Source organism: Pigmentiphaga litoralis (assembly GCF_048632615.1).
GTDB lineage: Bacteria > Pseudomonadota > Gammaproteobacteria > Burkholderiales > Burkholderiaceae_B > Pigmentiphaga > Pigmentiphaga litoralis_B.
Genome location: NZ_CP184479.1, coordinates 5,107,842 through 5,134,431, shown reverse-complemented (window position 1 = coordinate 5,134,431; position 26,590 = coordinate 5,107,842). Strand labels below are relative to the sequence as shown.

23 protein-coding genes are annotated in these 26,590 nt (G+C 65.3%); 3 read left to right on the top strand and 20 right to left on the bottom strand.

Features of this window, described 5'->3' with window-relative positions:
* Positions 1–5 precede the first annotated feature (5 nt).
* From ACNANG_RS23670 to ACNANG_RS23650, 5 genes are all read right to left on the bottom strand, one after another.
* Complete coding sequence (locus ACNANG_RS23670; protein ID WP_420225070.1) at positions 6–2,108, bottom strand: acetate--CoA ligase family protein; 2,103 nt, start codon at positions 2,106–2,108, stop codon at positions 6–8.
* A 75-nt stretch (positions 2,109–2,183) separates the two neighbouring features.
* Positions 2,184–3,035: a p-hydroxycinnamoyl CoA hydratase/lyase gene (locus ACNANG_RS23665; protein WP_420225069.1), complete on the bottom strand. Its 852-nt coding sequence runs from the start codon at positions 3,033–3,035 to the stop codon at positions 2,184–2,186.
* 164 nt (positions 3,036–3,199) lie between these two features.
* Positions 3,200–4,396, bottom strand: coding sequence for an MFS transporter (locus ACNANG_RS23660; protein ID WP_420225068.1), 1,197 nt, complete (start codon positions 4,394–4,396; stop codon positions 3,200–3,202).
* Positions 4,397–4,467: 71 nt separating this feature from the next.
* On the bottom strand, positions 4,468–4,860 hold the full coding sequence (locus ACNANG_RS23655; protein WP_420225067.1) for a lysozyme inhibitor LprI family protein: 393 nt from the start codon (positions 4,858–4,860) through the stop codon (positions 4,468–4,470).
* Between the two features lie 49 nt (positions 4,861–4,909).
* Entirely contained in the window at positions 4,910–5,692 is a 783-nt protein-coding gene (locus tag ACNANG_RS23650; RefSeq protein WP_420225066.1) for an N-acetylmuramoyl-L-alanine amidase, read from the bottom strand.
* 335 nt (positions 5,693–6,027) lie between these two features.
* Here ACNANG_RS23650 and ACNANG_RS23645 point away from each other — a divergent pair, with 335 nt between their 5' ends.
* Entirely contained in the window at positions 6,028–7,071 is a 1,044-nt protein-coding gene (locus tag ACNANG_RS23645; RefSeq protein ID WP_420225065.1) for an SDR family oxidoreductase, read from the top strand.
* Between the two features lie 105 nt (positions 7,072–7,176).
* On the top strand, positions 7,177–8,079 hold the full coding sequence (locus ACNANG_RS23640) for a ketopantoate reductase family protein (protein ID WP_420225064.1): 903 nt from the start codon (positions 7,177–7,179) through the stop codon (positions 8,077–8,079).
* Here the strand turns inward: ACNANG_RS23640 and chrA are convergent.
* The 11 genes from chrA to folC form a co-directional block, all read right to left on the bottom strand.
* Positions 8,076–9,464, bottom strand: coding sequence for a chromate efflux transporter (gene chrA / locus ACNANG_RS23635; RefSeq protein WP_420225063.1), 1,389 nt, complete (start codon positions 9,462–9,464; stop codon positions 8,076–8,078). The two genes, ACNANG_RS23640 and chrA, sit on opposite strands and share 4 nt — an antisense overlap.
* Positions 9,461–10,591, bottom strand: coding sequence for an enoyl-CoA hydratase/isomerase family protein (locus ACNANG_RS23630; RefSeq protein ID WP_420225062.1), 1,131 nt, complete (start codon positions 10,589–10,591; stop codon positions 9,461–9,463). Before ACNANG_RS23630 ends, chrA begins: the two co-directional genes overlap by 4 nt.
* A 46-nt stretch (positions 10,592–10,637) precedes the next feature.
* Positions 10,638–11,144 (bottom strand): disulfide bond formation protein B, encoded by a 507-nt coding sequence (locus tag ACNANG_RS23625; RefSeq protein WP_420225061.1) that lies wholly within the window; start codon positions 11,142–11,144, stop codon positions 10,638–10,640.
* A gap of 30 nt (positions 11,145–11,174) precedes the next feature.
* The gene (locus ACNANG_RS23620) at positions 11,175–11,897 is read right to left on the bottom strand and encodes a MarC family protein (RefSeq protein ID WP_420225060.1); all 723 of its coding nucleotides are present in this window, start codon (positions 11,895–11,897) and stop codon (positions 11,175–11,177) included.
* Between the two features lie 24 nt (positions 11,898–11,921).
* On the bottom strand, positions 11,922–12,689 hold the full coding sequence (cobA, locus tag ACNANG_RS23615) for a uroporphyrinogen-III C-methyltransferase (RefSeq protein ID WP_420225059.1): 768 nt from the start codon (positions 12,687–12,689) through the stop codon (positions 11,922–11,924).
* Complete coding sequence (locus ACNANG_RS23610; protein ID WP_420225058.1) at positions 12,690–13,193, bottom strand: DUF934 domain-containing protein; 504 nt, start codon at positions 13,191–13,193, stop codon at positions 12,690–12,692.
* Complete coding sequence (locus ACNANG_RS23605) at positions 13,186–14,916, bottom strand: nitrite/sulfite reductase (protein ID WP_420225057.1); 1,731 nt, start codon at positions 14,914–14,916, stop codon at positions 13,186–13,188. The genes ACNANG_RS23610 and ACNANG_RS23605 overlap by 8 nt, the downstream gene beginning before the upstream one ends.
* A gap of 196 nt (positions 14,917–15,112) precedes the next feature.
* A complete protein-coding gene (gene purF / locus ACNANG_RS23600) occupies positions 15,113–16,636 on the bottom strand; it encodes an amidophosphoribosyltransferase (RefSeq protein ID WP_420225056.1) in 1,524 nt (507 codons plus the stop codon).
* Between the two features lie 26 nt (positions 16,637–16,662).
* Positions 16,663–17,151: a CvpA family protein gene (locus ACNANG_RS23595; RefSeq protein WP_420225055.1), complete on the bottom strand. Its 489-nt coding sequence runs from the start codon at positions 17,149–17,151 to the stop codon at positions 16,663–16,665.
* Entirely contained in the window at positions 17,148–17,999 is an 852-nt protein-coding gene (locus ACNANG_RS23590) for an SPOR domain-containing protein (RefSeq protein ID WP_420225054.1), read from the bottom strand. The genes ACNANG_RS23595 and ACNANG_RS23590 overlap by 4 nt, the downstream gene beginning before the upstream one ends.
* A 61-nt stretch (positions 18,000–18,060) precedes the next feature.
* Positions 18,061–19,383, bottom strand: coding sequence for a bifunctional tetrahydrofolate synthase/dihydrofolate synthase (gene folC, locus ACNANG_RS23585; protein WP_420225053.1), 1,323 nt, complete (start codon positions 19,381–19,383; stop codon positions 18,061–18,063).
* Positions 19,384–19,573: 190 nt separating this feature from the next.
* Between folC and ACNANG_RS23580 the strand changes: the two genes are divergently transcribed.
* Positions 19,574–21,391, top strand: a complete 1,818-nt coding sequence (locus ACNANG_RS23580) for a tannase/feruloyl esterase family alpha/beta hydrolase (RefSeq protein ID WP_420225052.1) — start codon at positions 19,574–19,576, stop codon at positions 21,389–21,391.
* A gap of 186 nt (positions 21,392–21,577) precedes the next feature.
* Here the strand turns inward: ACNANG_RS23580 and map are convergent, their stop codons facing one another.
* The 4 genes from map to selD all read right to left on the bottom strand — a co-directional run bounded on the left by map (position 21,578) and on the right by selD (position 26,550).
* Entirely contained in the window at positions 21,578–22,348 is a 771-nt protein-coding gene (map, locus tag ACNANG_RS23575) for a type I methionyl aminopeptidase (protein ID WP_420225051.1), read from the bottom strand.
* A gap of 127 nt (positions 22,349–22,475) precedes the next feature.
* Positions 22,476–24,605 (bottom strand): DUF2207 domain-containing protein, encoded by a 2,130-nt coding sequence (locus ACNANG_RS23570; RefSeq protein WP_420225050.1) that lies wholly within the window; start codon positions 24,603–24,605, stop codon positions 22,476–22,478.
* Positions 24,606–24,613: 8 nt separating this feature from the next.
* Complete coding sequence (locus tag ACNANG_RS23565) at positions 24,614–25,171, bottom strand: LemA family protein (RefSeq protein ID WP_420225049.1); 558 nt, start codon at positions 25,169–25,171, stop codon at positions 24,614–24,616.
* Between the two features lie 320 nt (positions 25,172–25,491).
* On the bottom strand, positions 25,492–26,550 hold the full coding sequence (gene selD / locus ACNANG_RS23560; RefSeq protein ID WP_420225048.1) for a selenide, water dikinase SelD: 1,059 nt from the start codon (positions 26,548–26,550) through the stop codon (positions 25,492–25,494).
* Between the last annotated feature and the right edge of the window lie 40 nt (positions 26,551–26,590).

Here is a 26,590-nt window from a genome sequence, read left to right as displayed (position 1 = left end):
CTCCTTCACATCACGAACAAGGCGTCCAGCGCGACCACCCCTTCGCCTTCCGGCAGGGCGATCAACGGGTTGACGTCGATCTCGGTGATCTCGGGGTTGGCCAGCATCAATGCAGCGAGCCGCGAGACCGCTTCGGCGACGGCCTGCACATCGACCGGCCCCTTGCCCCGCAGGCCGGACAGCAGCTTGGCGCCCTTGAGCGTATGCATGGCCGCAATGATCTGCGGCACGGTCAGGTCGGGAGGCAACAGCTTGACGTCATGCAGGGCTTCGATCCAGATGCCGCCCAGGCCCACGAGCATCACCACGCCCCAATTGGCATCCCGTCGGCCGCCTATCACCATTTCGAGGCCCGGACGCGACATGGCTTCGACCAGGATGCCATCCAGCACCAGCCCCGGGCACTTGGCCGCAATGCTGTCCTGCATGCGCGACCATGCGTCGCGCAAGGCCCCGGCATCACGCACATTCACCGCCACGCCGCCTACATCGCTTTTGTGCATCAGCTGCGCGGCCTGCGCCTTCAGCACGACCGGATAGCCGATGCGATCCGCCACGGCCAGGGCGCTTTCAATGGATGTCGCCAGGTCACCGTCGGGCGTCTTGATGCCCAGGTCCCGCAGCCAGGCCTTGCCGCGATACTCGACCAGCGGACCTGGCTTCAGATCGGGCAGCTTCCTGCCCTGACCGCCTTCGGCCCGCTCGCCGCTTGCCGTGTTCAGCTGACCGTAGCGGTGGACGTGCGCCATGGCGCGCAAGGCACGGTCGGGCGACCGGCCAAACGGCATGCCGCTTTCAGTCACCAGACGCGTGAATTCTTCGGCCAGCGGCGCGGTGTCGCCCATGATGCAGAAGGCGACGGGCTTTTGCGACGCGATCATGACGGGCAGCAAGGAGTTGGCCTTGGCCACCTGCTGCGCCGGCGATCCGCCCATCAAGGGCACGATCAGACTGCCGACGGCCGGATCGTCCAGGATGGCTTGCGCCGTCTGTCCAAAGATTTCTGGCCGCTGCATGCCTTGCGAGGTCAGGTCGAGCGGGTTATCCGCCGTAACGAAGTCCGGCAGAATTTCGTTGATGCGAGTGAGCGTCTGTGGCGACAGCGTGGCGAGTTCCATGCCGACGTCTTCGCAGAAGTCGATCGCCACGCCGCGCAGGGCGCCCGAGTTCGACGACACGGCTGCCTTGCCCGACTGAATCGGAACGGGATAGCGCGCCAGGATCGCCGTCACATCGAACAGTTCGTCCAGCGTGTCGACCACCACCACGCCTTCACGCTCGACCAGCGTGCGCATTACCTGATAGTCGCCCGCCAGTGCGCCGGTGTGCGACTGCGCGGCTTCGCGCGCGCGCTGGCTGCGGCCGGGGTGCATCAGCACGACGGGCTTGCCCAGCGCGCGGGCGCGGGCCACCGCCTGCAGGAACAGCGCGGGCTTGCGCAGCATCTCGACAAAGATCGCAAATGCGTCCACGTCGTCGGCATCGATCAGTGCACTAAGCAGATCTTCGGCGCTGGTCACCGCCTCATTCCCGGTCGACAGCGAGAACGATACGTTGACGCCCCGTGCCGTCAGGCCGGCGCGCAGGTTTCCGTTCATGGCGCCGCTTTGCGCGATGATCGCGACCTTGGGGCCAGTCATGGTCTTGCGTGCGGGCACGGGCTCGAAGGTCAGCGGCACGTGATCGCTGAAGTTCACGAAGCCCATGCAGTTCGGACCCAGCAGCGCCATGCCATAACCGCGCGCCATGTCGGCCAGCCGGTCCTGCGCGGCCCGGCCTTCATCACCCAGTTCCGAAAAGCCCGATGCAAAAATGATCGCGCCGCCCACGCCGCGTTTGCCGCAGGCTTCCACCGAGTCATATACCGCCACTTGCGGGACCACCAGCACGGCGGCATCCACGCCTTCGGGCAGATCATCGATGGACTTGAGACACGGCCGCCCGTTGACTTCGTCGCGGCTGCGGCTGACCAGGTGCAGGTCACCGCCGTAGTCGAAACGTCCGATATTGGTCAGCAGCAAGCCACTTACCGATGCGGGTTCGGGCGAGGCGCCCACCACCGCGATGGAGCGCGGCCGCAACAGGCGCTCCAGTGCATTCCTGGTCATCGTTCATCCCCTGATGTTCTTTCACGGATGATTGCAGATAACAACCATCCGTCCACCTGCCAACGATAGTGCGCCTTAACGGCGGTACGTTTCGAGGCCCGGCTTGAAGGTCTTTTCGTCGAGGAATTGACCCATGGCGGTGTTGCGGCCGTTTTCGGGATCCTGGAACGTGGACTGATCGACCTTGGCCATCAGGTAGTCGGCCGCCTGCTCCCAGGTCATTTCGGATGCGATGCGGTGCGCGATCTTGGCCGTGCGCAGCACGGTCGGGTTCTTTGCCATCAGCACCTTGGCAAGTTCGCGGACGCGGTCACGCAGTTGTGCAAGCGGCACGGCTTCGTTCACCAGGCCGATCTGCGCGGCGCGCTTGCCGTCGAACTTTTCGCCGGTCATGACGTAGTACATGGCTTCGCGTTCGCGCACCAGCTGGGCGACGGCGCGGCTGACCACACCGGCGGGGATGATGCCCCAGTTGATTTCCGACAGGCCGAACTGCGCTTCTTCGGCGGCGATCGCCAGGTCGCACGAAATCAGCGGCGTGAACGCGCCGCCGAAGCACCAGCCATTGACCATGGCGATGGTCGGCTTCGAATAATGGCGCAGCATGCGCCACTGCCACTGGCCGTTGGCGCGGAACAGCTTGACGCGTTCCTTGGGATTGTTGTCCGTGCCACGGAAGTATTCACGCAGGTCCATGCCGGCGGAGAAGGCGTCGCCGGCGCCGGTCAGCACCAGCACCTTGCACCGGTCGTCCGTTTCCAGGTCTTCCATGGTCTTGAGCATGGCGTAGACGATGCCCGGGTTGATGGCATTGCGCTTGTGCGGGCGATTGAGGGTCACCCACGCAATGCCATCTTCGAATTCGACCAGGACGGGCGGTGCGTCGTTGGCCTGGGTTTCTTGCGCGGTGCTGGACTGCTCGGACATGGATCGTCTCCTCGTTGTAAGTTGCCGCACGATCACCGCGCGGGTCGATTCGCGAACTATATAAGGCCGCTTTATATAAATCAACTTACATTAGGGGAGACGCGGGAAAGCCCTGATATGGACTCCCCCGCGACCCAGAGACGTCTACCCCGGTCGGCCGACGCTCAGGCCGCCCCGGAAACCGTCTCCATGCGACGCATGTGCAGCAGCGACAGCCCGAACAGCAGCAGCCCGGCCAGCGCCAGCATTGCGCCGACCCAGCCCGTCGATGTCCAGCCATATCCGGCCGTGATGGCCACGCCACCTAGCCACGCACCCAGCGCATTGGCCATGTTGAACGCCGAATGGTTGAGGGACGCGGCCAGGGTCTGCGCATCCGCCGCGACGTCCATCAGGCGGATCTGCAGCACCGGACCCAAGGCCAGACCGGTTCCGATCAGGAAGATGTCGAGCATCATGGTCCAGGTATTGCCGGCCATCCACGGGAAGATCGCCAGCACCAGCATGGTCCACACCAGCACGCCGCCGATCGACTTCACCAGCGCGCGATCCGCCAGCCAGCCGCCGGCGATGTTGCCGGCGATCATGCCCGCGCCCATGACGGCCAGCGCGATCGGCACCCACGACTCGCCCAGGCCCGTGACCTGCGTCAGTGTCGGCGCGATATAGCTGAACACGGCGAACAGGCCACCGAACCCGATGGCGCCGATGCCCAGCGTGAACCACACCTGGCCGCGCCGCAGCGCGCCCAGTTCCTGCCGCGCGCTGCTGACCGGCTGGTCTGCCTGGTGCGGCACGAATTTGTTGAGCATGATCAGGGTGATGATGCCGATGGTTCCAACGGCCGCGAACGCGGCACGCCAGCCCAGCCATTGGCCGAGGCCTGTCGCCAGCGGGTTGCCGATCAGCGCGGCGACCGTGAGCCCCAGCATCACCCTGCCGATCGCCTGCCCCCGCCGATGCGGCGGCACCATGGACGCCGCCACCAGGGCGGCGACGCCAAAATAGGCGCCGTGCGGCATGCCGGTCAGGAAACGGAAGGCCATCAACGAGTAATAGCCCGGTGCAAAAGCACTGGCAAAGTTGCCCACGACGAACCAGATCATCAAGCCGAACAGCAAAGTGCTGCGCGACAGATGCGCCGCCATGACCGCAATCAGCGGGGCGCCGATCACGACCCCCAGGGCGTAGGCGCTGATGAGGTGGCCCACTTCGGGCGCCGATACCTGCAGGTGTTCGGCCACATTGGGCAGCAAGCCCATGATGGCGAATTCGCCGGTACCGATGCCGAAGCCGCCGATGGCCAAGGCGAGCGCGGCCATGGCGACGGCGCGGGGAGAATAGACAGGAGGGGAAGACATCAGGGATTCCAGACAGGGCCTGGAGAGGCCGGGTCAGTGAAAACCCTTAGTCTACTGCGTATCGCCGGGAATCATTCGCCCAGTTTCGACGTGACGCACCCGGTGCTGCCGCATTCGCGCTGCCGCGCCTTCAGGAAATCCAGCCGTGACTGGGTCTGTTTCACCGCGCAGGTCAGGTTGACGTAGTAACCGTTAGGCTTCTCGTAGCTGCATTCGTCGTCGCGCTTCTTGATCCAGGCCAGTTGCCCCTGCTTGAGCGCTTCCTGCTGCGCAGGCTGCAATTGCTTGCGCAAGGCGCCGTAGGTGGTGTTCAGGTCCTTGTCGGTCTGCGCAAAGATGGTGCTGGAGCAATACAGCTGATCGAACGCATTGCGGGGCGTATCGCAGCCCGACTGGGCGCCAAAGGCCGCGGATGTCAACAGCGAGGCAGACAGGCAAGTCATAGCAAGGGCAAGTTTTTTCATGGTGCGTCTCCGGGTGGGAAAGAAGGGTATGAGTAAGACGGTTGGGGGGTCACCCCGGCGCCCGGCATGCCTGAATGCCCTGGGCGATCGCGGTGGCCAGCAACTGGACGGTATCGGGCCGCCCGACCCGTGCCTCGTCATCCGGGTTCGCGATGACACCGGCTTCGATCAGGATGGCGGGGATGGGCGCGGTCTTGAGCACCACCAGGTCATCGAAACGATGGATGCCGAGCCGCGCGTCGATCAGCGGGCGGTTTTCGCCGGGAATTGGCGTCGCGTGATACAGCGAAGGCATCTGGCCCGCATTGCGCATGGCCTCCCCCACCGATTGCGCGCAACGCAGGCTGTCCGCATAGCGGGGATTCTTTTCGGACACGAAGATGGAATACCCGGCAAATTCGCGGCGGCGGCCAGCGTCGATCCATGCCTGTTGCATGGAGTCGTGATGGATGGAGACGAACAGGTCGGCATCCGGCTTGCGGGTCGCGCGATCCTGCAGTGCGATCTCCCGGCCGTCCGCGGCGACACGGGTGACTTGCTGACCGGCCGCCACCAGGCGATCAGCGATGGCGGTGCTCAAGTCCAGGTTGTACAGGTATTCCACGCGCCCGCTCGCCCCGGTCGCGCCGGGATGCTGCGGGGTGTGCCCCGTGTCGACAACGATATGCGACGGGCCGGGAACGGCGGCAGGCGCTGCGGCGACGGCTGCTGCGCAAGCCATCGTCCATGCCAGCGACAGCGCGGCGATGGCATGCGGGGCCTTCCAGGCCGCCGCGGCCGATGCCACAGCGGTAGGGTTGCAACAACGCTTTGCACGCCTGAAGCGAATCATGTGTTCATGTCGGCCGAAGCAAGGCGGCCAGCTTATTGAAGAGCTGGAATTCTGGCCTAGTCCTCACGGACTAGTCACACACTGCTTTGCAAACGTGGGTAACACGGGCAACGGCGCGGCGCGCGTTCCGCGGCGAACCCCACAACCGTGCGGCATTTGAGTCGCAGTGGCCGGCCGCACCGTCGCGAGATCGCGGGAACGCGGGTTGCGCGATGGATGGCGTCGGGAAACCCCTGACATCCGGATCCGGCGTCTTGCCGCGCCGCCTGATCCGGCCGTTGCGCGAATTCGCGCGCCGGCAGCCTCCCATCTGCGCGGCATCGAAACCAGGACCCATGATGACCCAGGACGCCAACACCCCCAATTCCCGCCGCCACTTCGTCGGAGGCCTGACAACGGGCCTCGTTGCCGCCATGGCCAGCCCCGTCACGGCACAGACGCCGTCCACCCCTGGCGCTGCCGCAGGCGCCGCGGGTGGAGGCCAGGGGCCAATGCAGTCCGTCAAACGCAATCCGGTGTCCCAGTACCCCAAGCCTCCGTTTGCCAAACAGCCACAGGATTTTCCGGGCCTTGCCAGCCGCATGAATCCCCGCCCCGATCATGGCGAGACCACCTATCAAGGGTCGGGCCGTCTGCTTGGCCGCAAGGCGCTGATCACCGGCGGCGACTCCGGCATCGGCCGTGCCGCCGCCATCGCCTATGCCCGCGAAGGCGCCGATGTGGCGATCAACTATCTGCCTGAAGAAGAGTCGGACGCGCGTGAAGTGGTCGAATGGATCCGCGCGTCAGGCCGCAAGGCGGTGGCGATTCCTGGCGACATCCGCAGCGAGGCCTTTTGCAATCAGCTCGTCAACTCGGCGGCGCAGCAACTGGGCGGGCTCGACATCCTGGTCAACAACGCAGGCAAGCAGCATTCGGTCGATTCGATTACCGAGCTGACCACCGAGCAGTTCGACGCGACCTTCCGCACCAACGTGTACGCCATGTTCTGGATCACCAAGGCGGCCATCGCGCATCTGGGCGAAGGCGCGTCCATTATCAACACGGCATCGGTCGTGGCCTACGAGCCGCCTGCCAATCTGCTGGACTACGCGCAGACCAAGGCGTCCATCGTTGCCTTCACCAAGTCCTTGTCCAAGCAGCTGGCCAAGAAAGGCATCCGGGTGAACGCCGTCGCGCCGGGTCCGTTCTGGACGCCGCTGCAACCCAGCGGCGGCCAGACGCAGGAAAAGCTGACGCAGTTCGGCGCCGACTCCCCATTGGGCCGTCCGGGCCAGCCCGCAGAGATCGCGCCGGTGTATGTGCTGCTGGCATCCCAGGAATCCAGCTACGCCACGGGCCAGGTCTACGGCGCGTCCGGGGGCGCGGGCTTTCCGTGAACGAGGACGATTGCAAGGAGCCGGCGGGACGGGGATTGACGGACTGACGCACGTCGCCTTTCCGACTCGATCTACACTGGCGCCCTCTTTTCCTGGAGTCGACAGATGAAGATCGCAGTCATGGGCGCGGGCGCCGTCGGGTGCTATTACGGCGGCATGCTGGGCCGCGCGGGTCACGACGTGACCCTGATCGGACGGCCGCAGCATGTCGACGCGATCCAGCGGCAAGGCTTGCGGCTGGACGCGCCCGGCGTCGATGCACCCGTTCGTGTCGCGGCCACGACCGAGCCTGATGGTGTGCAGGGTGCCGACCTCGTCCTGTTTTGCGTCAAGTCGACCGCGACCGAGTCGGCGGGCCGGGAACTGCTGCCCTTCCTTGCGCCACACACCGTCGTACTGACGCTGCAGAATGGCGTCGACAATGCGGAACGCCTGCAGTCCGTGTTGCAGAACCACCTGGTGGTTCCCACCGTCGTGTATGTGGCGACGGAGATGGTAGGTGCTGGTCATGTCCGGCACCATGGCCGCGGCGAGCTGGTGATCGGGCCGTCGCACCGCAGCGCGGACGTGGCGGCGGCATTGCGCGCGGCGGGCGTGCAGACCGACATATCCGATAACGTGCTGGGCGCGCTCTGGGAAAAGCTGCTGATGAATTGCGTCTACAACGCGCTGTCGGCGCTGTCGCAGACGCCGTATGGCCGACTGATCGACGGCGTGGAAGTGCGCGGCACCATGCGCGACGTGATGGAAGAATGCCTGGCCGTGGCTGCTGCTGCAGGCGTGCGCGTCGGCCCATCGATGTGGGATGCCGTTGAACGGATTGCGGTCACCATGCCGACGCAGTTGTCATCCACCGCGCAGGACATGGCGCGCGGCCGCGCCAGCGAGATCGATCATCTGAACGGCCACGTGGTGCGCAAGGGCGCTGAACTGGGTGTGCCGACGCCAGCCAATCGTGTGCTGTATGCGTTGGTCAAGCTCAACGAAGCGCGCACGCAGCACGCCTAACGCAAGCCCGGCAATGCCCAGGTCGCCATCACGCCAAGCGCGCCACACGCGGCCAGCAGCGGCACCACGCCGACCTTGAAGCGGAACAAGGCGATCGCGGCCAGCAAGGCAATGACTACCGCGACGGCGTCGATGTGGCCGCCCAGGCCTTGCGGCCAGAACACGTGCCAGGCAAAGAAACACGCCAGCGTCGCAATGACGCCGACCACAGCGGCACTGATGGCCGACAGCGGGGCTGTGAAGGCCAGGCGCCCGTGCGTGGCTTCGATCAGCGGCCCGCCTGCCAGAATGAAAATGAAGGACGGCAGGAAAGTGAAGAACGTCACCACGGTTGCAGCCACCGCGCCGCCCACAAACACCGCATCCGGGCCGAGCACCGCATGCGTCCATCCGCCAACGAAACCGACGAAGGCCACGACCATGATCAACGGCCCCGGCGTGCTTTCGCCCAAGGCCAGGCCGTCGATCATCTGCGTGGCGGTCACCCACTGGAATTGGTCGACCGCCGCCTGGTAGACGTAAGGCAGCACGGCATAGGCGCCGCCGAACGTGATCAGTGCAGCCTTGGAAAAGAAGGTGGCCATCTGCGTGAGGGTGCCATGCGGTCCGGCCCACGCGGCCAGTGCGCCGAAGGCCAGGCCCCACAGCGCGATGCCGATCGTCAGTACACGCAGCATCTGCCCACGGGATGCACGGGCATGGGCGGGCGTGGGCGTGTCGTCGTCGATCACGGCGGGCGGAAGACGTGCCGCGCCGCTGTCGTCGAGCTTGCCTTGCGCGCGACCCGGCGCGCCGTGGCCCGACGCGGCGGGCGGCGCGAACCCGGCCGGCGCCCACCGCGCGCCCGCGATACCGATCGCGGCCGCCGCGACCACGATCGCCGGGAAAGGCACGCCAAACGCAAAGATGGCAATGAAGGATGCAAGCGCGATCGCGGCCATGGCCCGATTGCGCAACGCGCGGCTTCCAAGCCGGAACGCCGCATGCACCACCAGGGCCGTCACGGCCGGCTTGATCCCGTAGAAGATGCCGGCAATGACAGGGACGTCGCCAAAGCGCAGATAGACCCACGACAATGCGATCAGCACGAACAAGGATGGCAGCACGAAGAGGCCGCCAGCAATGATCCCGCCCCAGCTGCGATGCATGAGCCAACCGATATACGTGGCAAGCTGCTGCGCTTCGGGCCCCGGCAACACCATGCAGTAGTTCAGCGCATGCAGAAAACGCCGTTCGCTGATCCAGCGCCGGCGTTCGACCAGTTCGGCATGCATGATGGCGATCTGCCCCGCCGGTCCGCCAAAGCTGATGCAGCCCAGCTTGAACCAGAAGCCGAAGGCGGTCCAGAACGAAACGGGAGCGGGCGGCCCCGCGTCCGGGCTCACAAGTCTCTCAGCGGGTGCGCATGGGCGTCATAGATGGGCACGAAGAACCGCTCCACCCAGTCCGCGTCGGCATCGCCCAACGACGCCGGATGCCACTTCGGCGACTTGTCCTTGTCGATCAACAGCGCGCGAATGCCTTCGCGAATATCGGGCTGGGCCGAGCAATGCAAGGCCACCTGCAGTTCCAGTCGCAACACGTCGGCCAGTGACCAGCCTTGCGTGCGGCGCAACAGCTCGAACGCCAGGCGCGCCGTACCAGGCGACCCCGCCTTCAGGTTGGCGTTGGCCGAGTACAGCCACGGATCGGCGCCTGCCGCATGGTGGATCGCACCCACGATCTGTTCCAGGGTGTCGCCCGCGCAGATCTCGCGCAGGACCGGCATGTGCGACTGCAACGGTCCGATCGCGGGTTCGGGCGCGGTCTCGGCCTCGGTCAGGATGCGTGTCAGCGTCACATTGTTGGCGGTGCGATCATCGCCCCACTCTTGCGCAACCAGGGTGTCGAGCACGTGCGCATGCCGCGCGTGCGGCACGTGATGGTCGGCCCAGCCCGCGAACAGGGCGTCGGCCGCCCGCAGCTGCGATGCGGTCAAGCCCAGGAACAGGCCGACGCCGTCGGGCATGCGATTCAGGAACCACGACCCGCCCACATCGGGAAACAAGCCGATCGCCACTTCGGGCATGGCCAGGCGAGAGTGCTCGGTGACCACCCGGTGGCTGGCGCCCACCATCAGCCCCATGCCCCCACCCATGACCACGCCATTTGCCCAACAAAGCATGGGCTTGGGATAGGTATGGATCAGGTAGTCGAGCCGATATTCTTCGGCAAAGAAGCCCTCGATCGATGCGGGTACCGGCAGACCCGGTGCCGACGTCGTATCGCCCGTGGTCAGGCCGCGGTACAGCCCGTGCAGATCGCCGCCCGCACAGAAGGCGCGGTCGCCCGCACCCTGCAGCACCACCACGGCAACGGCCGGATCGTCAGCCCACTGACGAAGCCGCGGCAGCAGCAGTTCGACCATCTCGTGCGACACGGCATTGAGCGCCTTGGGCGCGTTCAGCGTGGCAATGCCGATGGCCTTGCCGTGGGAGGTCGGGCGCTCTTCGAACAGTACGACGTCGTTCATGGCGAGGGTCTCCGTCTGGATGGAAGGTGTAGGCGGCGGGTTTGCGCTAAGCGTACCGCCGCGCCGGCGTGCGCGACTGACGGATCAGCGCCATCAGTGACACCCCGCCCAGGATCACGAACAGCGCCAGGCTCCAGATTTCGTACTTGACCCCCAGGACATCCACCGCCGCGTCCATGCAGCTGGCAAAGATGCCGAACACGTTGGGCAAGGCTTCGTCCAGGCCCGACCTGGTCATGAAGCGGTCCGCGAACGTCATGTCGCACGACAACAGATGCTGGGCGACCGAATGCTGATACCACGCGGCCCAGATGCCCACCAGGCTCAGCACCACGGCCAGCAAGGTAAACGCCATTTGCGCGGGGCGCACACGGCGCAGCAGCAAGGCCAGGATGGCGCTGAACGCTATCGCCACGTAGACCACCCGCTGGAACACACAATAGGCGCAAGGCGGCATGTCATAGAAGTGCTGCGACACCAGCGCAATGCCCACGGCCAACAGACTGGCAAAGGTGACGAAAAGAAGCTGGCGATCGGACGGAGCAGAGGTCATGGAGGGACGCACACTAAGGAGGAAGACGGCTCAGGAAGCGGTGCGTACGGCCGGCAAGGCCAGGTTCGCGCGCTGGATGACGTCGATGATGAGTTCGCTGACGCCATCCCACACGATTTGCACGCCAAGGCAGAGCAGGATGAAAGCAGACAGCCGCAGGAACACGACGGTTCCCGTCTCGCCCAGGGGACGCAGCAGGCGCTGCGCGAAACGGAAGCAGAAGAAGACGGCAAAGGCCACCAGCACCAGCCCGGCCACCGCGCCCGACATGCGGCTGGCGCCCATGGCGATCGACATATTGGGATGCAGGCTGGCGCCCACGGTAATAGCCGCCGCGATCGAGCCCGGCCCACATGAAATCGGAAAGGTCAGCGGATAGAAGGCCTTGCGTTTGGCCATTTCTGGCGTGAAGCCTTCGGCCATGCGCGCGGACCGTTCCATGCCCCCGTCGGACGAGTTGAGCAGACGCCATGCGCTGGCCACGACCAACAGGCCGCCGCCGACGCGCACAATGGCCAGCGAGATGCCGAAGAAGTCGAGGACGAAGGACCCGACCAGCATCGCCGCCGTCAACAGCAAGAAGACGCTGCGCGCGATTTTCTGCGCCAGGACTTCGCGCGTGTGATTGGACGCGCCTTCCGTCAGGGACAGGAAGATGGGCGCGGTGGCGGTGGGGTTCAGGATGGGAATGAGGGTGGCAAGCGCGAACAGGAAGCTCTTGCCGAAGCCCAGCATGTAGTCTTCGATCAGCATGCGGGCAGTGTAGAAGATTAGCGGTCAGGCTGCAGCGTGACGCAGCCTGGGCAAGGCCAGCGCCTGCGGCAGGCACTCGCCATAGACCTCTCCGACCAGGATGAGTGCGGGACCCTCTGCCAGCTGGGCGGCCGCATCAGGCAGTCCGCCCACCGTCGTGGGCCACATGCGTTGCTGCGGCAGGCTGGCGTTTTCGACCAGCATCGCGGGCCGGCTGGCCGGAATGCCGGCAGCGATCAGGCCGTCGGCAATGTCGCGCGCCTGGCGGCCGGCCATGTACAGCACCAGCGTGTCCACGCCGTGGGTGGCGTCGGCCCAGGCATGCGGCACTTCGCCCTTGCCTACCGCCGGAGTCAGGAAAAGGACACTGCGGCTCAGGCCACGACGCGTCAGCGACTGGCCGACCTCGGCCGACGCGCCAAAGGCGGCGCTGATGCCCGGCACGACTTCGAGCGCGATGCCCGCCTGGTGCAAGGCATCGATCTCTTCCTGCGCGCGGCCGAACAGCATGGGATCGCCGCCCTTGAGCCGGACGACGCAATCGTATTGCCTGGCGGCGTCGACCAGTTGCTTGTTGATGAACTGCTGGGCGGTGGAGAGACGACCGCTGCGTTTTCCGACGGCCACGAGCCGCGCCTGGGGCGCCAGCGCCAGCACATCGGGCTGGACCAGCGCATCATGGAAGACAATGTCGGCGCGCGAGAGCAGGCGCGCGGCGCGCAGGGTGAGCAGGTCGGCCGCGCCCGGACCGGCGCCGACAAGATAGACTGGGCCTGACCGCCCTGCTTCCATTCAAGCCACCTGCCGCGGCTTGGGATAGGTCTGCTGGTAATGCACCGTGAACGCGTTGAACGCGGCCAGGGCCTCTTCGGGACGATGGCCCGGCTTGAGCAGGAAACTGTCGAACCCGCAGCGGGCCTGATAGTGGATGGTGTCAATCATCACGTCGCCGACCGCGCGCAGTTCGCCGGTGTACTTCAGGCGGGTGCGCAAGATCTGTGCGATCGAATAGCCACGACCGTCGGTGTACTGGGGGAAGTCGATGGCGATCAGGGCCACGCCCGTCGCATCGAATGCGCCGTGGTCGGCCAGTTCCAGCGGTTCATCGGCGGGTTCCAGGAAGATGCCGACCGGGTGCTGGCGCGTGCGCAGTTGCGCATGCGACGCCAGCCATACCGTCAGTGGCACGAGCCAGTTGCCGTCGTCGGCGGGCAGGGCCTGGTCGTCGGACGGCGTGAACCGCTGCCACGTGTCCACCTGCAGTTCGCCATTACGGATCAGCGTAGGATCAGACATGAGCGGCCTCCTTGGCGGGCTTGGCCAGCTTCTCGTCGGCGTACACGCGGGTCTTGAAGGGATCGATGCCCAGGCGATCGACGACGTCGATGAATCGTTCGGCGTCGCTGTCGCGCAGTTCAAGATAGGTCTGGACCAGATTCTCGACCACGTCGGGCACCTGTGCACGAGCAAACGACGGGCCGATGATCTTGCCGATCGCGGCGCCCGCGCCGCGGCGCGATTCAATATCCGGCAGCGGCTTGGCCGCGCCATTCTGGCGGCCGCCCAGGGTGACCTGATACCACTCCTCGCCTGCCTTGTCGACGCCAAGAATGCCGATGTGGCCCACGTGGTGATGCCCGCAGGCGTTGATGCAGCCCGAGATGTTCAGGTCGATCTCGCCCACTTCATACAGGTAATCCAGATCGTCGAAACGCTGCTGGATCGATTCGGCCACCGGGATCGACACGGCATTGGCCAGCGCGCAGAAGTCGCCGCCCGGACAGGCGATGATGTTGGTCAACATGCCGATGTTCGGCGTGGCCAGGCCCAGCGCATCCAGTTCGCGCCACAGTGTGAACAACTGGCTGCGCGGGACGTCGGTAAAGACCAGATTCTGTTCGTGCGACACGCGCATTTCGCCGAAGGTATAACGGTCGGCCAGGTCGGCGACGGCGTCCATCTGGTCGGCGGTGATGTCGCCCGGCGGCACGCCCGTGCGCTTGAGCGACAGCGTCACCGCGGCGTACCCCGCCACCTTGTGATGGTGGACATTGCGGCGCATCCAGCGGGCAAACGCCACGTCGTTGGCGGCATGGTGCGCCGACGTGTCCGCGCCCGGGTCGGCCACATACGCCGGCGTCGTGAAACGCTGGGCGATGGCGTCGACCATGTCGCTGGTCAGCGTGTCCGGGCCGTCCTTGATCAACGCCCATTCCTGTTCGACCTGTTCGGCGAACACCTGCGGCGTCAGGTCCTTGACCAGGATCTTGATGCGCGCCTTGTACTTGTTGTCGCGGCGGCCATGCAGGTTGTAGACCCGCAGCGCGGCCTGCATGTAGGTCAGCAGGTGCTGCCAGGGCAGGAACGGGCGGATAAGCTGGCCGACGATGGGTGTGCGGCCCAGGCCGCCGCCGATCCAGACGCGAAAGCCGACTTCGCCGTCCTGTTCGACGGCCTGCAGGCCAATGTCGTGCACGCCCACGGCGGCGCGGTCGGTGACCGAGCCGCTGACCGCGATCTTGAACTTGCGCGGCAGGAACGCGAATTCGGGGTGCAAGGTGGACCATTCCCGGATCAGCTCGCACCAGACCAGCGGGTTGACGAATTCGTCGGGCGCGATGCCGGCGAACTGGTCAGTGGTGGTGTTGCGGATGCAGTTGCCGCTGGTCTGGATGGCGTGCATCTGCACCTTGGCCAGTTCGTCCAGAATGTCCGGCACGTCTTCCAGCTTGGGCCAGTTGAACTGGATGTTCTGACGGGTGCTGAAGTGGCCGTAGCCACGATCCCACTTGCGGGCAATGTAGGCCACCGTACGCAGCTGGCGCGATGCGAGCATGCCGTAAGGGACCGCGACGCGCAGCATCGGTGCATGGCGCTGGATATACAGGCCGTTCTGCAAGCGCAGCACACGGAATTCGTCTTCGGTCAGCTCGCCCGCCAGAAAGCGGCGCGTCTGGCCGCGAAACTGCGCGGCGCGTTGCTCAACCAATTGCTGGTCGATGGGATCGTACTGATACATGCAGCTTGCCTCTGTGGATGGCGTCGGGGCGGGAAGCAAGCCACCCGCCCGGCGTAATCGTCGAAGCTTACAAATGCCAGACGATCAACGGAACCATCGATTTGTCATTTATATATGCGGATTTTGATCTAAGCGCCCGGTTCTTTATGAGAAAAGCGCTTATTAACGGCGGGAGGCTCGGCCTCCCACCGCCGGATCAGGCTTCTTCCGTGGCTGCGTGGCCCATGTTGATACGCAGGCCGCCTTCAGCCTCCTTGTCGGTGCGGGCACCGCGCGAGCGCTCGACATGGTCCAGATACTCGGTGGTGACGTCGCCCGTGACGTAATTGCCGTCGAAGCACGAGACATCGAAACGTTCCAGGCGCGGATTCATGTCGCGCACGGCCTGCTGCATGGCCCCGATGTCCTGGTAGACCAGCGCGTCGGCGCCAATGACCTTGGCGATTTCCTCGTCGGTCCGGCCGTAGGCGATCAGTTCGCGGCGAGTCGGCATGTCGATGCCGTACACGTTGGGGAACCGCACTGGAGGCGCTGCCGAGGCGAAGAACACCTTGTTGGCGCCGGCCGCGCGGGCCATGTCGACGATTTCGCCGCTGGTGGTGCCGCGCACGATGGAATCATCGACGATCAGCACGTTCTTGCCCTTGAACTCGACGCCCATGGCGTTGAGCTTCTGGCGCACCGACTTCTTGCGGACCGCCTGGCCCGGCATGATGAAGGTCCGGCCCACGTAACGGTTCTTGATGAACCCTTCGCGGTAATCCAGGTTCAGGCGGGCGGCCAGCTGCATGGCGGCCGGGCGGGCTGAATCCGGGATCGGCATGACCACGTCGATATCGCCCAGGCGCAGGTTGGTCGCGACCTTGTCGGCCAGGTACTCGCCCATGCGCAGGCGCGAACCATACACCGACACGCCGTCCATCAGCGAGTCCGGGCGCGCGAAGTACACGTACTCGAAAATGCAGGGGTTCAGCTGGGGGTTGATCGCGCACTGGCGGGCCGAGAAACGGCCGTTGATATCGATGAAGATGGCTTCGCCGGGTTCGACGTCGCGCACCAGCTGGAAGCCCATGCCTTCGAGCGTGACGGATTCGGACGCCACCATCCATTCGGTGCCGGTGTCGGTCTCGAGCTTGCCGATACAGAGCGGGCGAATCCCGAACGGGTCGCGGAAGGCGAGCAGGCCGTAGCCCGAAATCTGGGCGACCACCGCATACGCGCCCTTGGCGCGCCGGTGAACGGCGGACACGGCGCGGAAGATCGCGTCTTCATCGAGCGAGACGCCATTCGACGATTGCTGTAGTTCGTGCGCGAGCACATTCAGCAGCACTTCGGAATCGGAGTTCGTGTTGATGTGGCGGCGGTCGATACGGAAGAGCTCTTCGCGCAGGCTTTCCCAGTTGGTCAGGTTGCCGTTGGTGGCGAACGTGATGCCGAACGGGGCGTTCACGTAGAAGGGTTGGGCTTCCTCGGCGCTGGAGCTGGACCCCGCGGTGGGATAGCGCACCTGGCCAATGCCCACGCTGCCAGGCAGCGAACGCATGTTGCGGGTGCGGAAAACGTCACGCACCAGCCCATGGGCCTTGTACATATTGAACATATTGCCCTGCGACGTGGCGATACCGGCCGCGTCCTGCCCACGGTGCTGCAGGAGCAACAGACTGTCGTAGAGCAACTGATTAACCGGCGCGTTGGAGACGACACCGACGATTCCACACATGAGAGCCTCGTTTCAAGAGCACAACTTCAATAACGGATCCAATCCGCAAACTGTTCCGGTACCCACGGCTTGACCGCCCGTGCGCCTTCTTCGGCGAGAGGCGAGAATGTCGCCTCGGTCCACCAGGGCTCCTTGGGTAAAGGAGTGAACCCTGCAGCAATGACCAGCACCAGCACGATGAGCAGACCACGTGCCAGGCCAAAAATTCCGCCCAGGCCGCGATCGGCGGGTGACAGCCCGGTTGCCTTGATGAGCATGCCGAGCGCCATGTTCACGATGCCCACCGCCAGCAGCACCGCAATGAATACGCCCACGTAGGACACGCCCAGGCGCAATGCGGGCGTGTCTATATGCGGGGTCAGCCACTCATACACAAGAGGGCCGTACCGTGTTGCGGCGGTGAAGGCCGCAACGTAAGCGATCAGCGACAGCAGTTCCTTGATCAGCCCGCGGAACAAGCCTATCAGGACCGACGCGGCCAGTATCGCGATGACCGCGTAGTCAAAATTGGTCACAGCGGCACGATGGAACTGCTGAAACCTGCGGAATTGACGCGATTGCGGGCGACATCGGCGGCTTCGCGCGACGAGAACGGGCCGATGCGGACGCGGAATACGTCGCCCTTGCCCGTCTTGACCCGTTCGGTAAAGGCTTTGATGCCGGCGGCGCTGAGCCGGTCACGCATGTCCTGCGCGCGTTCTTCGGTCGAAAACGCCGCGATCTGGACCGCGAAACTGTTCTTGCTGTCGGCCTTGCTGTCCGCTTTCGATTCGGCGGCCGCGGGCGGGGTGGCGCGCGCGACGGTCTGGCCTTCGAGCAGCGCGCGTGCCCGTTCGGCTTCGGCGCGGGCGGCGTTGGCGGACGGCTTGGGTTCGGGCTTGGGTTCAGGCTTGGGCGCTTCGGCGCGTTCCGTGCGTTCGGGCCGCGAGGGCTCCGGACGCGGCTCGGGCCGGGCCGGCTCCGGGCGGGCGGGTTCCGGCCTGGCGACCTCGGCCGGACGGGGATCGGGCGTGGGCGCCACCGGGGTCGACGGCGCGGGCGTGGCCGGCGGCGCGTCGGTGGACGGCGCGGGCGCGGGTGTGACGGCCGCGACCGGCGGCTTGGGCGCTTCGACCTGGCCGTTCTTGTCGGGAATCAGGATGGGGATATCGTCGCGCAGCGGCGTGGGCTCGGAATCGAGCACCATGGGCAGCACGATGACGGCAGCCAGCACGAGGGCGATCGCCCCGACCAGGCGGCGGCGCGCGCGGCGTCGTGCTTCCTGCGCGGGATCTTGAGGTTCGTCGTTACCTGCACCATAACTGGCACGAGTGGGCCTGGCCGAGGTCGTTCCGGCCTTCTGTTTGCGTTCGAGCAATCCCATTTGTACGTCCGGCGATGAGGCTGGCGGCGTGGTGGGGGTTGGGACTTCAACCCGCTGTCAGTCAAGCATGGCGCGCGGCCTTGGCCTCACGCTGATATGACAACACGCCGGCCACGGTAAGAAATGATCCGAAGACAAGGATTCTATCACCCTCGCCTGCCCTTGCCTCGACGGCAGCGTACGCGTCGCCCGGGTTGTTGTAAGCAGTGATCGAGTTGTCCTTGCCCTCGGGCACGCCCAGGGCGCGCAAACGCTCGGCCAGCGCCTCGCCGCTCAGCCCGCGCGGGCCCGGCAGGCCGGCGCACAGCCAGTGGTCGATACGCCCCTTCAGCTTTTCCACCACACCGTCGATGTCCTTGTCGCTTAGCATGCCGAACACCGCATAGGTGTAGGGGTGGAAGCCCATGTTGCCCAGGTTGTCGGCCAGCACGGCGGCGGCGTGCGGATTGTGCGCCACGTCCAGGATCACGGTCGGCTGGCCAGGCAGGATCTGGAAGCGGCCGGGCAGTTGCACCTGCAGCAGGCCCAGGCGCACCGCCTGCTGTGGCACCGGCAGACGGTCGCGCAGGGATTCCAGCGCCGCCAGCGCGGCCGAGGCATTGAGCAACTGGTTCGCGCCGCGCAGCGCCGGGTAGGCCAGGGCATTGCGGCGCTGGCCGCGGCCGCCGTAGCTCCACTGCTGCTTGTCGCCCGAATAGTTGTAGTCGCGCCCGAAGCGCCACAGGTCGGCGCCGATGGATTCGGCATGATCGACCAGGGTTTTCGGCGGCACGGGGTCGGCGCAGATGGCAGGCTTGCCGGGCCGGAAAATGTGGGCTTTTTCAAAGCCGATCTGCTCGCGCGTGTCGCCCAGGTAATCCATGTGATCCAGATCGACACTGGTCACGATCGCGCAATCGGCATCGACGATGTTGACCGCATCCAGACGGCCTCCCAGGCCGACTTCGAGGACGACCACGTCCAGGTCCTGCTGATCGAACAGCCGCAGTATCGCCAGCGTGGTCAGCTCGAAATAGGTCAGGGATACGTCGCCCCGCGCGGCGTCGACAGCGGCGAACTGTTCAGTCAGCTGGACGTCGGTCGCGATCTCGCCATTGACCCGAGCGCGCTCATTGAAGTCCAGCAGATGCGGCGATGTATACAGCCCCACCTTGTAGCCCGCGCACAGCAGGATCGATTCCAGCGTCGCGCACGTCGACCCCTTGCCATTGGTCCCGCCCACGACAACGCGAATGCAGTCGAGCTTGAGATCCAGCCGGTCCGCGACCTGCCGCACCCGGTCCAGCCCCATGTCGATGGGACGGCTGTGGATGGACTCCAGATAGCTCAGCCACGTCGGCAAGGGGCTGCTGGCATCGGGACGGGAAGAAGAACTGGAGGACATGGCGAAGGACCATCGACGGAAAGGCGTAACTATAGATCGTCTTGGCACCCGGACCGGGCCAGGGCTGTTATTCGCGCCAGTGATTTTGATTATCCGGAACGCGCTATTGGCAAATCCGTAGTGGGTGCCTACGCTTGCTGTGCACATGGCGCAGACCATGTCCATGGCAAAGACCATTCCGGAGACAACGATGACCCGCACCCCTTGCGCCACCCGGCGAACCGCACTGTCCGAACCGCTTCGATCCTCCCTGCCCCGCGCCTTCGCGCTGCTGCCGATCACCGCCGTGCTGCTGGCGGCCTGCGGCGGCAGTGACGACGACAACAACGGCGGCACCCCCGACACCCCTGCTCCCCCGGCCCTGGTCCAGAACGCACAGACCTGCGCCGCGCTTGCCGGCACGGCCATTCCGGCGACCGCCATTGGCGAACCCACGACGGGCGCGGTCGTGACCGCAGCCAGTCTGGTCAGCGCCGTACCGCAAACCCTGAATGCCGCGGGCACGGCCGTCACGGCCGCCCTGCCCGAGTACTGCCGGGTCCTGATCGACATCAAGCCGGTGGACTCCAGCGCGCCGCTGATCAAGGCGCAAGTCAATTTGCCGACCACGTGGAACGGCAAATCGATGCAGTTGGGGGGTGGCGGCTACAACGGGTCGCTGGTGACAGGACTCGGCGGCGAGGCCAATCAGCCGCCCAGCGCGCCATTGCCGCTGACACGCGGCTACGTCACGCTGGGCACCGATTCGGGTCATCAGAACGCCACGGGGGTCGAGGCCTTTGCGTTCGCCCTCAACGACGAGGCGCTGACGAACTTCGCGTATGCGTCGTACAAGAAAACGCGCGATGTCGGGGTGCGGCTCATGACGGCCTACTACGGCAAGCCGGCCACCCGGAGCTACTACATGGGATCGTCGGAAGGCGGCCGCGAAGGCATGATGATGGCGCAGCGCTATCCTCAGGACTTCGATGGCATCCTGTCCTTGTATCCGGTGCTGAACTGGTCCGGCCTGCAGACCTTCGGCAACAACGTGGGGGGCATCCTGCAGAAGGATCCCGGCGCCTGGCTAGGAACCAAGGTCAAGCTCATCAACGACACGGTGCTGGCGGCGTGCGATGCGCTCGACGGCATCACGGACCGGGTGGTCAGCAACTACATGGGCTGCAAGACGCCCGCCGATGCGGCGCTGGCCGCCTTGCGATGCCCGTCGGGCAACGACGAAGGCGCCAGCTGCCTGTCGGCGGCGCAACTGGCTGCCGTAAACGCAGCACACACCGGCTACACCTTCAGCTTTCCCCTGGCCAACGGCGTGACGTCCTACCCGGGGTTCGGGTATGGCAACGAAGCCAATCCCGCCAACTGGCCGACCTGGATGACGGGCACGGTTGCGCCAAACTTTACCGCGGCGCCGAATCCCGCGGGCATTGGCAACCTGTTCAACTTCGGGAACGGATATGTGCGTTACTTCATTGCCAAGGACCCGAACTTCAACCCCCTGGCCTATAACCCGACCAACTTCCGCGCGCGGGTGGAACAGGTGTCGGCGTTGATGGACGCGACCAATCCGGACCTGTCGGCCTTCCGTGCCCGCGGCGGCAAGCTGATCCTGCGTGAGAACGTGTCCGATACGGCGCAAAGCCCGTTTGCCGGCCTGCGCTACTTCGACTCGGTCAACGCCAGGATGGGGGAAGCGAACGTGGCTACGTTCATGCGCACGTATGTCACGCCGGGTATCGGGCACACGGGATCGGAAGTGCCGGCCGGCACGACCGAAGCGCCTGCCTACGGCATTCCGGCCGCGATCGACTGGGTCGCGATCCTGGAAAAGTGGGTGGAAGGCGGCCAGGCCCCGGCCGACCAGCTGGTGCAGACGATCGAACAGCGGGTGCCGCCGTTCACGGTCACGGCATCCAAGCCACTGTGCCGCTATCCGCTGTATCCGAAGTACGTCGGCACGTCACCGGCGGGCGGCAACCTGGCATCCAACTACCTGTGCTCGGCGTCATGAGGAGGGTCCGAAACGTAGGCGGATGCAGGCCATGCGGACGGGGCGCTGTCAGCCCGTCGACGTAAGCCATCGGGTCTGACCCGGCTGTTACGGGGGCCGCGAGGTCGAGGCGTCCCCACCAGCCAATGGCAACACCAACGACAAGGCCGGCAATTGCCGGCCTTGTTGCGTGCGCGTGCGGCGCGGTCAGTTCACCTTGCCCGGCCACGGGGTCAGGATGTCGAAGCCCGTGGACGTGACGGCCACCGTATGCTCCCATTGTGCGGACAATGAGCCATCAACCGTGACGACGGTCCATTCATCGCCCAGCACCTTGACGTCGGGCTTGCCGATGTTGAGCATGGGTTCGATGGTGAAAACCATGCCTTCCTTCAGCCGCACGCCGGTGCCGGGGCGGCCGTAGTGCAGGACCTGGGGGTCTTCGTGGTACTTCTTGCCGATGCCGTGGCCGCAGAAGTCGCGCACCACCGAAAAGCCGGCGGCTTCGGCATGCACCTGGATCGCGGCGCCGACGTCACCCAATTGCGCGCCCGGTTTGACGGCCTGAATGCCCAGCATCATGGATTCGAGCGTGACGTCGACCAGACGGCGCGCGTCGTCGGACGGGGTGCCCGCGTAGTACATGCGGCTGGTATCGCCGTGCCAGCCGCCCTTGATGACCGTCACGTCGATGTTGACGATGTCACCGTCTTTCAGGATTTCCTTCGGGCTGGGAATGCCGTGGCACACCACACCGTTGATCGACGTGCACAGGGTCTTGGGAAAGCCGTGATAGCCGACGTTGGCCGGAATCGCTTTCTGTACCTTGGTGATGTGCTCGAAACAGCGGCGGTCGAGCTCTTCGGTAGATACCCCTGGCTGCACGTACTCCCCGATCATTTCCAATACCTCGGCGGCAAGCTTGCCGGCCTCGCGCATTGCCTGGACCTGCAACGGCGTCTTGATCGTAATTGCCATGGGTGAACGCTCCAATATTTCCGTGATTTTACGGCGATACGGGCCATACGTCTTTTTGGTGAAGCACTGCTGCCCCTGGATGAGTCGCCTGGACCGACGTCCGCCCGGGCTCGCCTGCTGGCCCTGGCTACCAGCCCGACCCACCGCCCCCGCCACCGCCCCCACCGGATGAGCCGCCACCCGACGACCCGCTGCTGGACGACGAGGACGAGGAGCCGCTGCTCCAGTTGCCGCTGCTGCCCGGCGAACTGGACGATGACGACACGACGGATGGTGGGGTGGCGGTGACCGTGCCGCCAAACGAGTCGGTGCCCCGGCCGGGATCACGCATCATGTCGTGCCCGCCATAACGCTGTTCCATCGAGTGCAGCATGGCCATGCCCGCCGTGCCCGCGAACAAACCCTGGAACCCCCGCGCCCAGGCCTTGCCGACATCGAGGGCCACGGCATACGGAAGAAAGCGTTCGTAGACTTCCAGCTTTTCCTGCGGCGTCACCAGGGCCTGAAGACGCGGGCCTTCGGCCACGGTCAGGTAACGCTTGAAGCCCCGGATCTGGTCCATGAGCGCGTCGCCTTCCGGCGTGTAGCGGCGCAGGAAATGGTAGGCGCGCAACACGACGGGGAACAGAATCATCGGCAACAACCCCGGCAAGGCGCCAACCCCGCGCGGCTCGGCCGACGCCAGTTGAAGTCCCAAGCCACCCAGCAGCATGGGCAGGAACATCACGGTCGAGCCGATCAGGGCGAACAAGGATGGTCGGCCACGGCGTATCCAATTGCCGATCACGGCGGTCAAAACGGCCAGCGAGATCATCAAGAAAGGCAGACTTGCCATCAAGGCGTACGCGGTAGGCGGGTACTGCCACCACGCCGCTGCCAGGCAGGCCGCCAGATACAGCAGCCAGAGCTGCACGCCCCGTGTCGCCATCCGGCGATTCGGCGCGAACAAGGTGTCGTCATACGCTTTGGACAGGCCTTCCCGCAAGCCGGACTGCGCGCTTTCAAATGGATTGCGCAACACGGTTTCGCGGATGAAGCTGCGATCTTTGCGGAAGAGGCGGCGCAGGATCAGGGACAACCATTTGTCGGTGACTTTCACGGAGGCACCCGCATCGACACCCGTCGACGCAGGGGACTCGCCATCCGGCTCAGCCCCCGCAAGGGTATCCGGCAGGCCTTTCCCGGGCCGGTTCCTGGCTGGCGCATCGGCATCCATCCGCTCGAATTCGGTGCCGAGTTCCTTGCGCGTCATGCGCAGGGCCCGCAACCCGATCAATTGCAGCATGCCCACGACATAGGTCGTGTCGTCGAAACGCTGCCTGGCGATGTAGCGCACGGCGGGCGCCGACAAGGCGTCGGGCGGATCATACCGGGGCACCAGGGTCGCCCGGTCGCGCCGCTGCACGCGCCGCCAGGCTGTCACGTAATAGACAGCGATGAGCAGAAAACCGGTCACGGATACAAAGAGCGGGAGGTTGTCCCGCAGACGGTACAGCCACTGCTGCCACGCTGGCGGCGGCGCCACGATCCCTTTCGGAAAGGCCGCGGCAACCGTCAGGCCCTCGGCCACATCGAGCGGCACGGTCGTCTGGAATTCGATCATGCCGGGTGCCTGCCGGGTGACGGCGGCGTTCTGTTCCCGTGATCCCTGCGGCCCCGTATACACCGCGTGCTGCGTAAAGGCGGCGGGCTGGGGCAGCGTGATGCGGGCGCGCGCGCGGTCGATCGGGAAAGTCCATCCGTTGCCCGTCACGTTCCAGTACAGCTCGTCGAATTCCGGAAAGAAACCAAGCTGGCGGGTGGTGCGATAGGTGATGGCGTAGACATGTCTGCCTTCATCGAGCAGCGTGTCGGCGCTACCGATACGCATGCGCACCCCATTGGACAAGGCTTCCAGTGTGTACGGTTCGACCGCGCCGTCCCGCTGAATGCCTTCCACACTCAGACCGATACGCACGCGGGTGCCGTTGGCAGCGGTGTACGTGGTCGGGAAGTCGCGCAAGATGCCGCGTTTGATCTCGTTGCCTTCGGCATTGAGCGTGATGTTTTCGGTGACGAGCAGATCCCCGTTGCGTTCGATGCGCACGTCGCTGAAGAAGTCGAGGATGCGTTCGTCCGCCAGGGCGGCGGAACACCACAGCGCCGCCGCGCAAGCGGTAATGGCGATCGCGGCAGCCCGCAAGATCACGATGATCGGATCGCGCGGCGCACGGGTGCCGCGATCGCGCCGGGCCAAGGGCGGCTCGGCCCGTGTCATGGCGCCTGTCAAAACGCGACTTTTGGGACAGCGGCGGTAGCCGGATCCGCCAATTCGAAGAATGGTTCTTTTTTGAACCCCAGGCTGCCGGCTACCAGCACGTTCGGAAAGGATTCCACGACGATGTTGTAGTCGCGCGCGGTGCCGTTGTAATAGCGGCGGGCCATTTGCAATTGGTCTTCGATCTCGGACAGGTCCGCCTGCAGCGCACGGAAGTTGGCGTCGGCCTTCAGCTCCGGATAGGCCTCCGCCACCGCGAAGAGCCGGCCCAACGCGCCGGTCAGCGCCTTGTCTGCCACGGCCTTGTCGGCGATGCTGCCGGCGCTGATGCTCGATGCGCGGCGTTCGGCAATGTCGGCGAACAACGCTTTTTCGTGCGCCGCGTAGCCCCTGACGGTTTCCAGCAGATTGGGGATCAGATCGGACCGGCGGGTCAGTTGCACGTCGATGCCGCTATAGCCTTCGCGCACCAGGTTGCGATGCCGAACCAGTTTGTTGTACAGCGTGACGGCATACAAGACGATCACGACGACAATCGCAAGAACGATCCAGGCGGCGGTGGGCATAGCCGAATTCCTAGTGCCGGTTATGGGCTGGCGCCCGACGTGGTGATGGACCGGAACCGGATGTCGATGACGCACGCACCCCCGCCCACAGCCCAACTGCTGAGCAGCATACCTTGCTGGATGTCCCCTGGCGCGGCCGGGCTGAGGGCGGTGTGTGAGAAACGGTGAAAGTCGCGGAAAATACGACGGAGCGTGCCAAGCGCACGCCCCGGTTATCGATGCCGATAACGCAAGGTTGTGGAGCCAGGATTATCCGTTCTGGCAGCCATTGCGACGTTGGTGGACGCAGCGCCCCTCCTGACTGGAGGCCGCCGCGATGATCAGACCACGAATCTGAGCATGCCCGATACCTGATCCTCAACCGCCGCGTCAACCGTGCCCACCACCGCGGCTTGCGCAAAGCCGGCATTTCGGAAAGTCGTCAGCACACGGTCGACCGCATCGGCGCGGCAACTGACCAGCAGCCCGCCGCTGGTCTGCGGATCGGTCACCAGGGTCTGCTGCCAGGACTCGGCGTTCGCCAGCCCGGCAATGTCGCCACCGTAGCTGTTCCAGTTGCGGCCCGACGCGCCGGTCGCGATACCCTGTCTGGCAAAACCGACCGCGGTGTCGATCAGCGGCAGATCCGCCAGGCGCACCGTGGCGGTCAGGCCGGCGCCGCGGCACAGTTCCAGCGTGTGCCCGGCCAATCCAAAGCCGGTCACGTCGGTCATGGCATGCACGCCGTCGACATCGGCCAGCGCGATGCCGACCTTGTTGAGCTGGGTCGTGTGGCGGATCATCTCGGCATAGCCGGCGTCGTCCAGCACGCCCTTCTTGAGCGCGGCCGACATGATGCCCACGCCCAGCGGCTTGCCGAGCACCAGCACGTCGCCGGGGCGCGCATCCTTGTTGCGGCGGACCTTGGCGGGGTGCACCAGGCCCATTGCCACCAGACCGTAAATGGGTTCGAGCACATCGATGCTGTGACCGCCCGCGATCGGAATGCCGGCTTCCCGGCAGATGCTGGCGCCGCCTTCCAGCACCCGGCCGATGACGTCGGGTGGCAGCTTGGCGATCGGCATGCCCACCAGCGCCAGGGCCATGATGGGCGTGCCGCCCATCGCATAGATGTCCGACAGGGCGTTGGCCGCCGCGATGCGGCCGAAGTCGTAGGCATCGTCAACGATCGGCGTGAAGAAATCGGTGGTGGCCACCAGGGCCTGCTCGGCGTTCAGCCGATAGACCGCCGCATCGTCACTGGTCTCGGTTCCGACCAGCAGCTCGGGCGGAACGAGCCCTTGCGGCGCCTGTGCCAAAATCTCGGACAACAACCCGGGGGCGATCTTGCAGCCGCAGCCGCCGCCATGGGAAAACTGGGTAAGAGCCGTGGTAGTCATGAATTCAGGAAATCCCTTGATGCGTTCAGCCGTCTTGCAT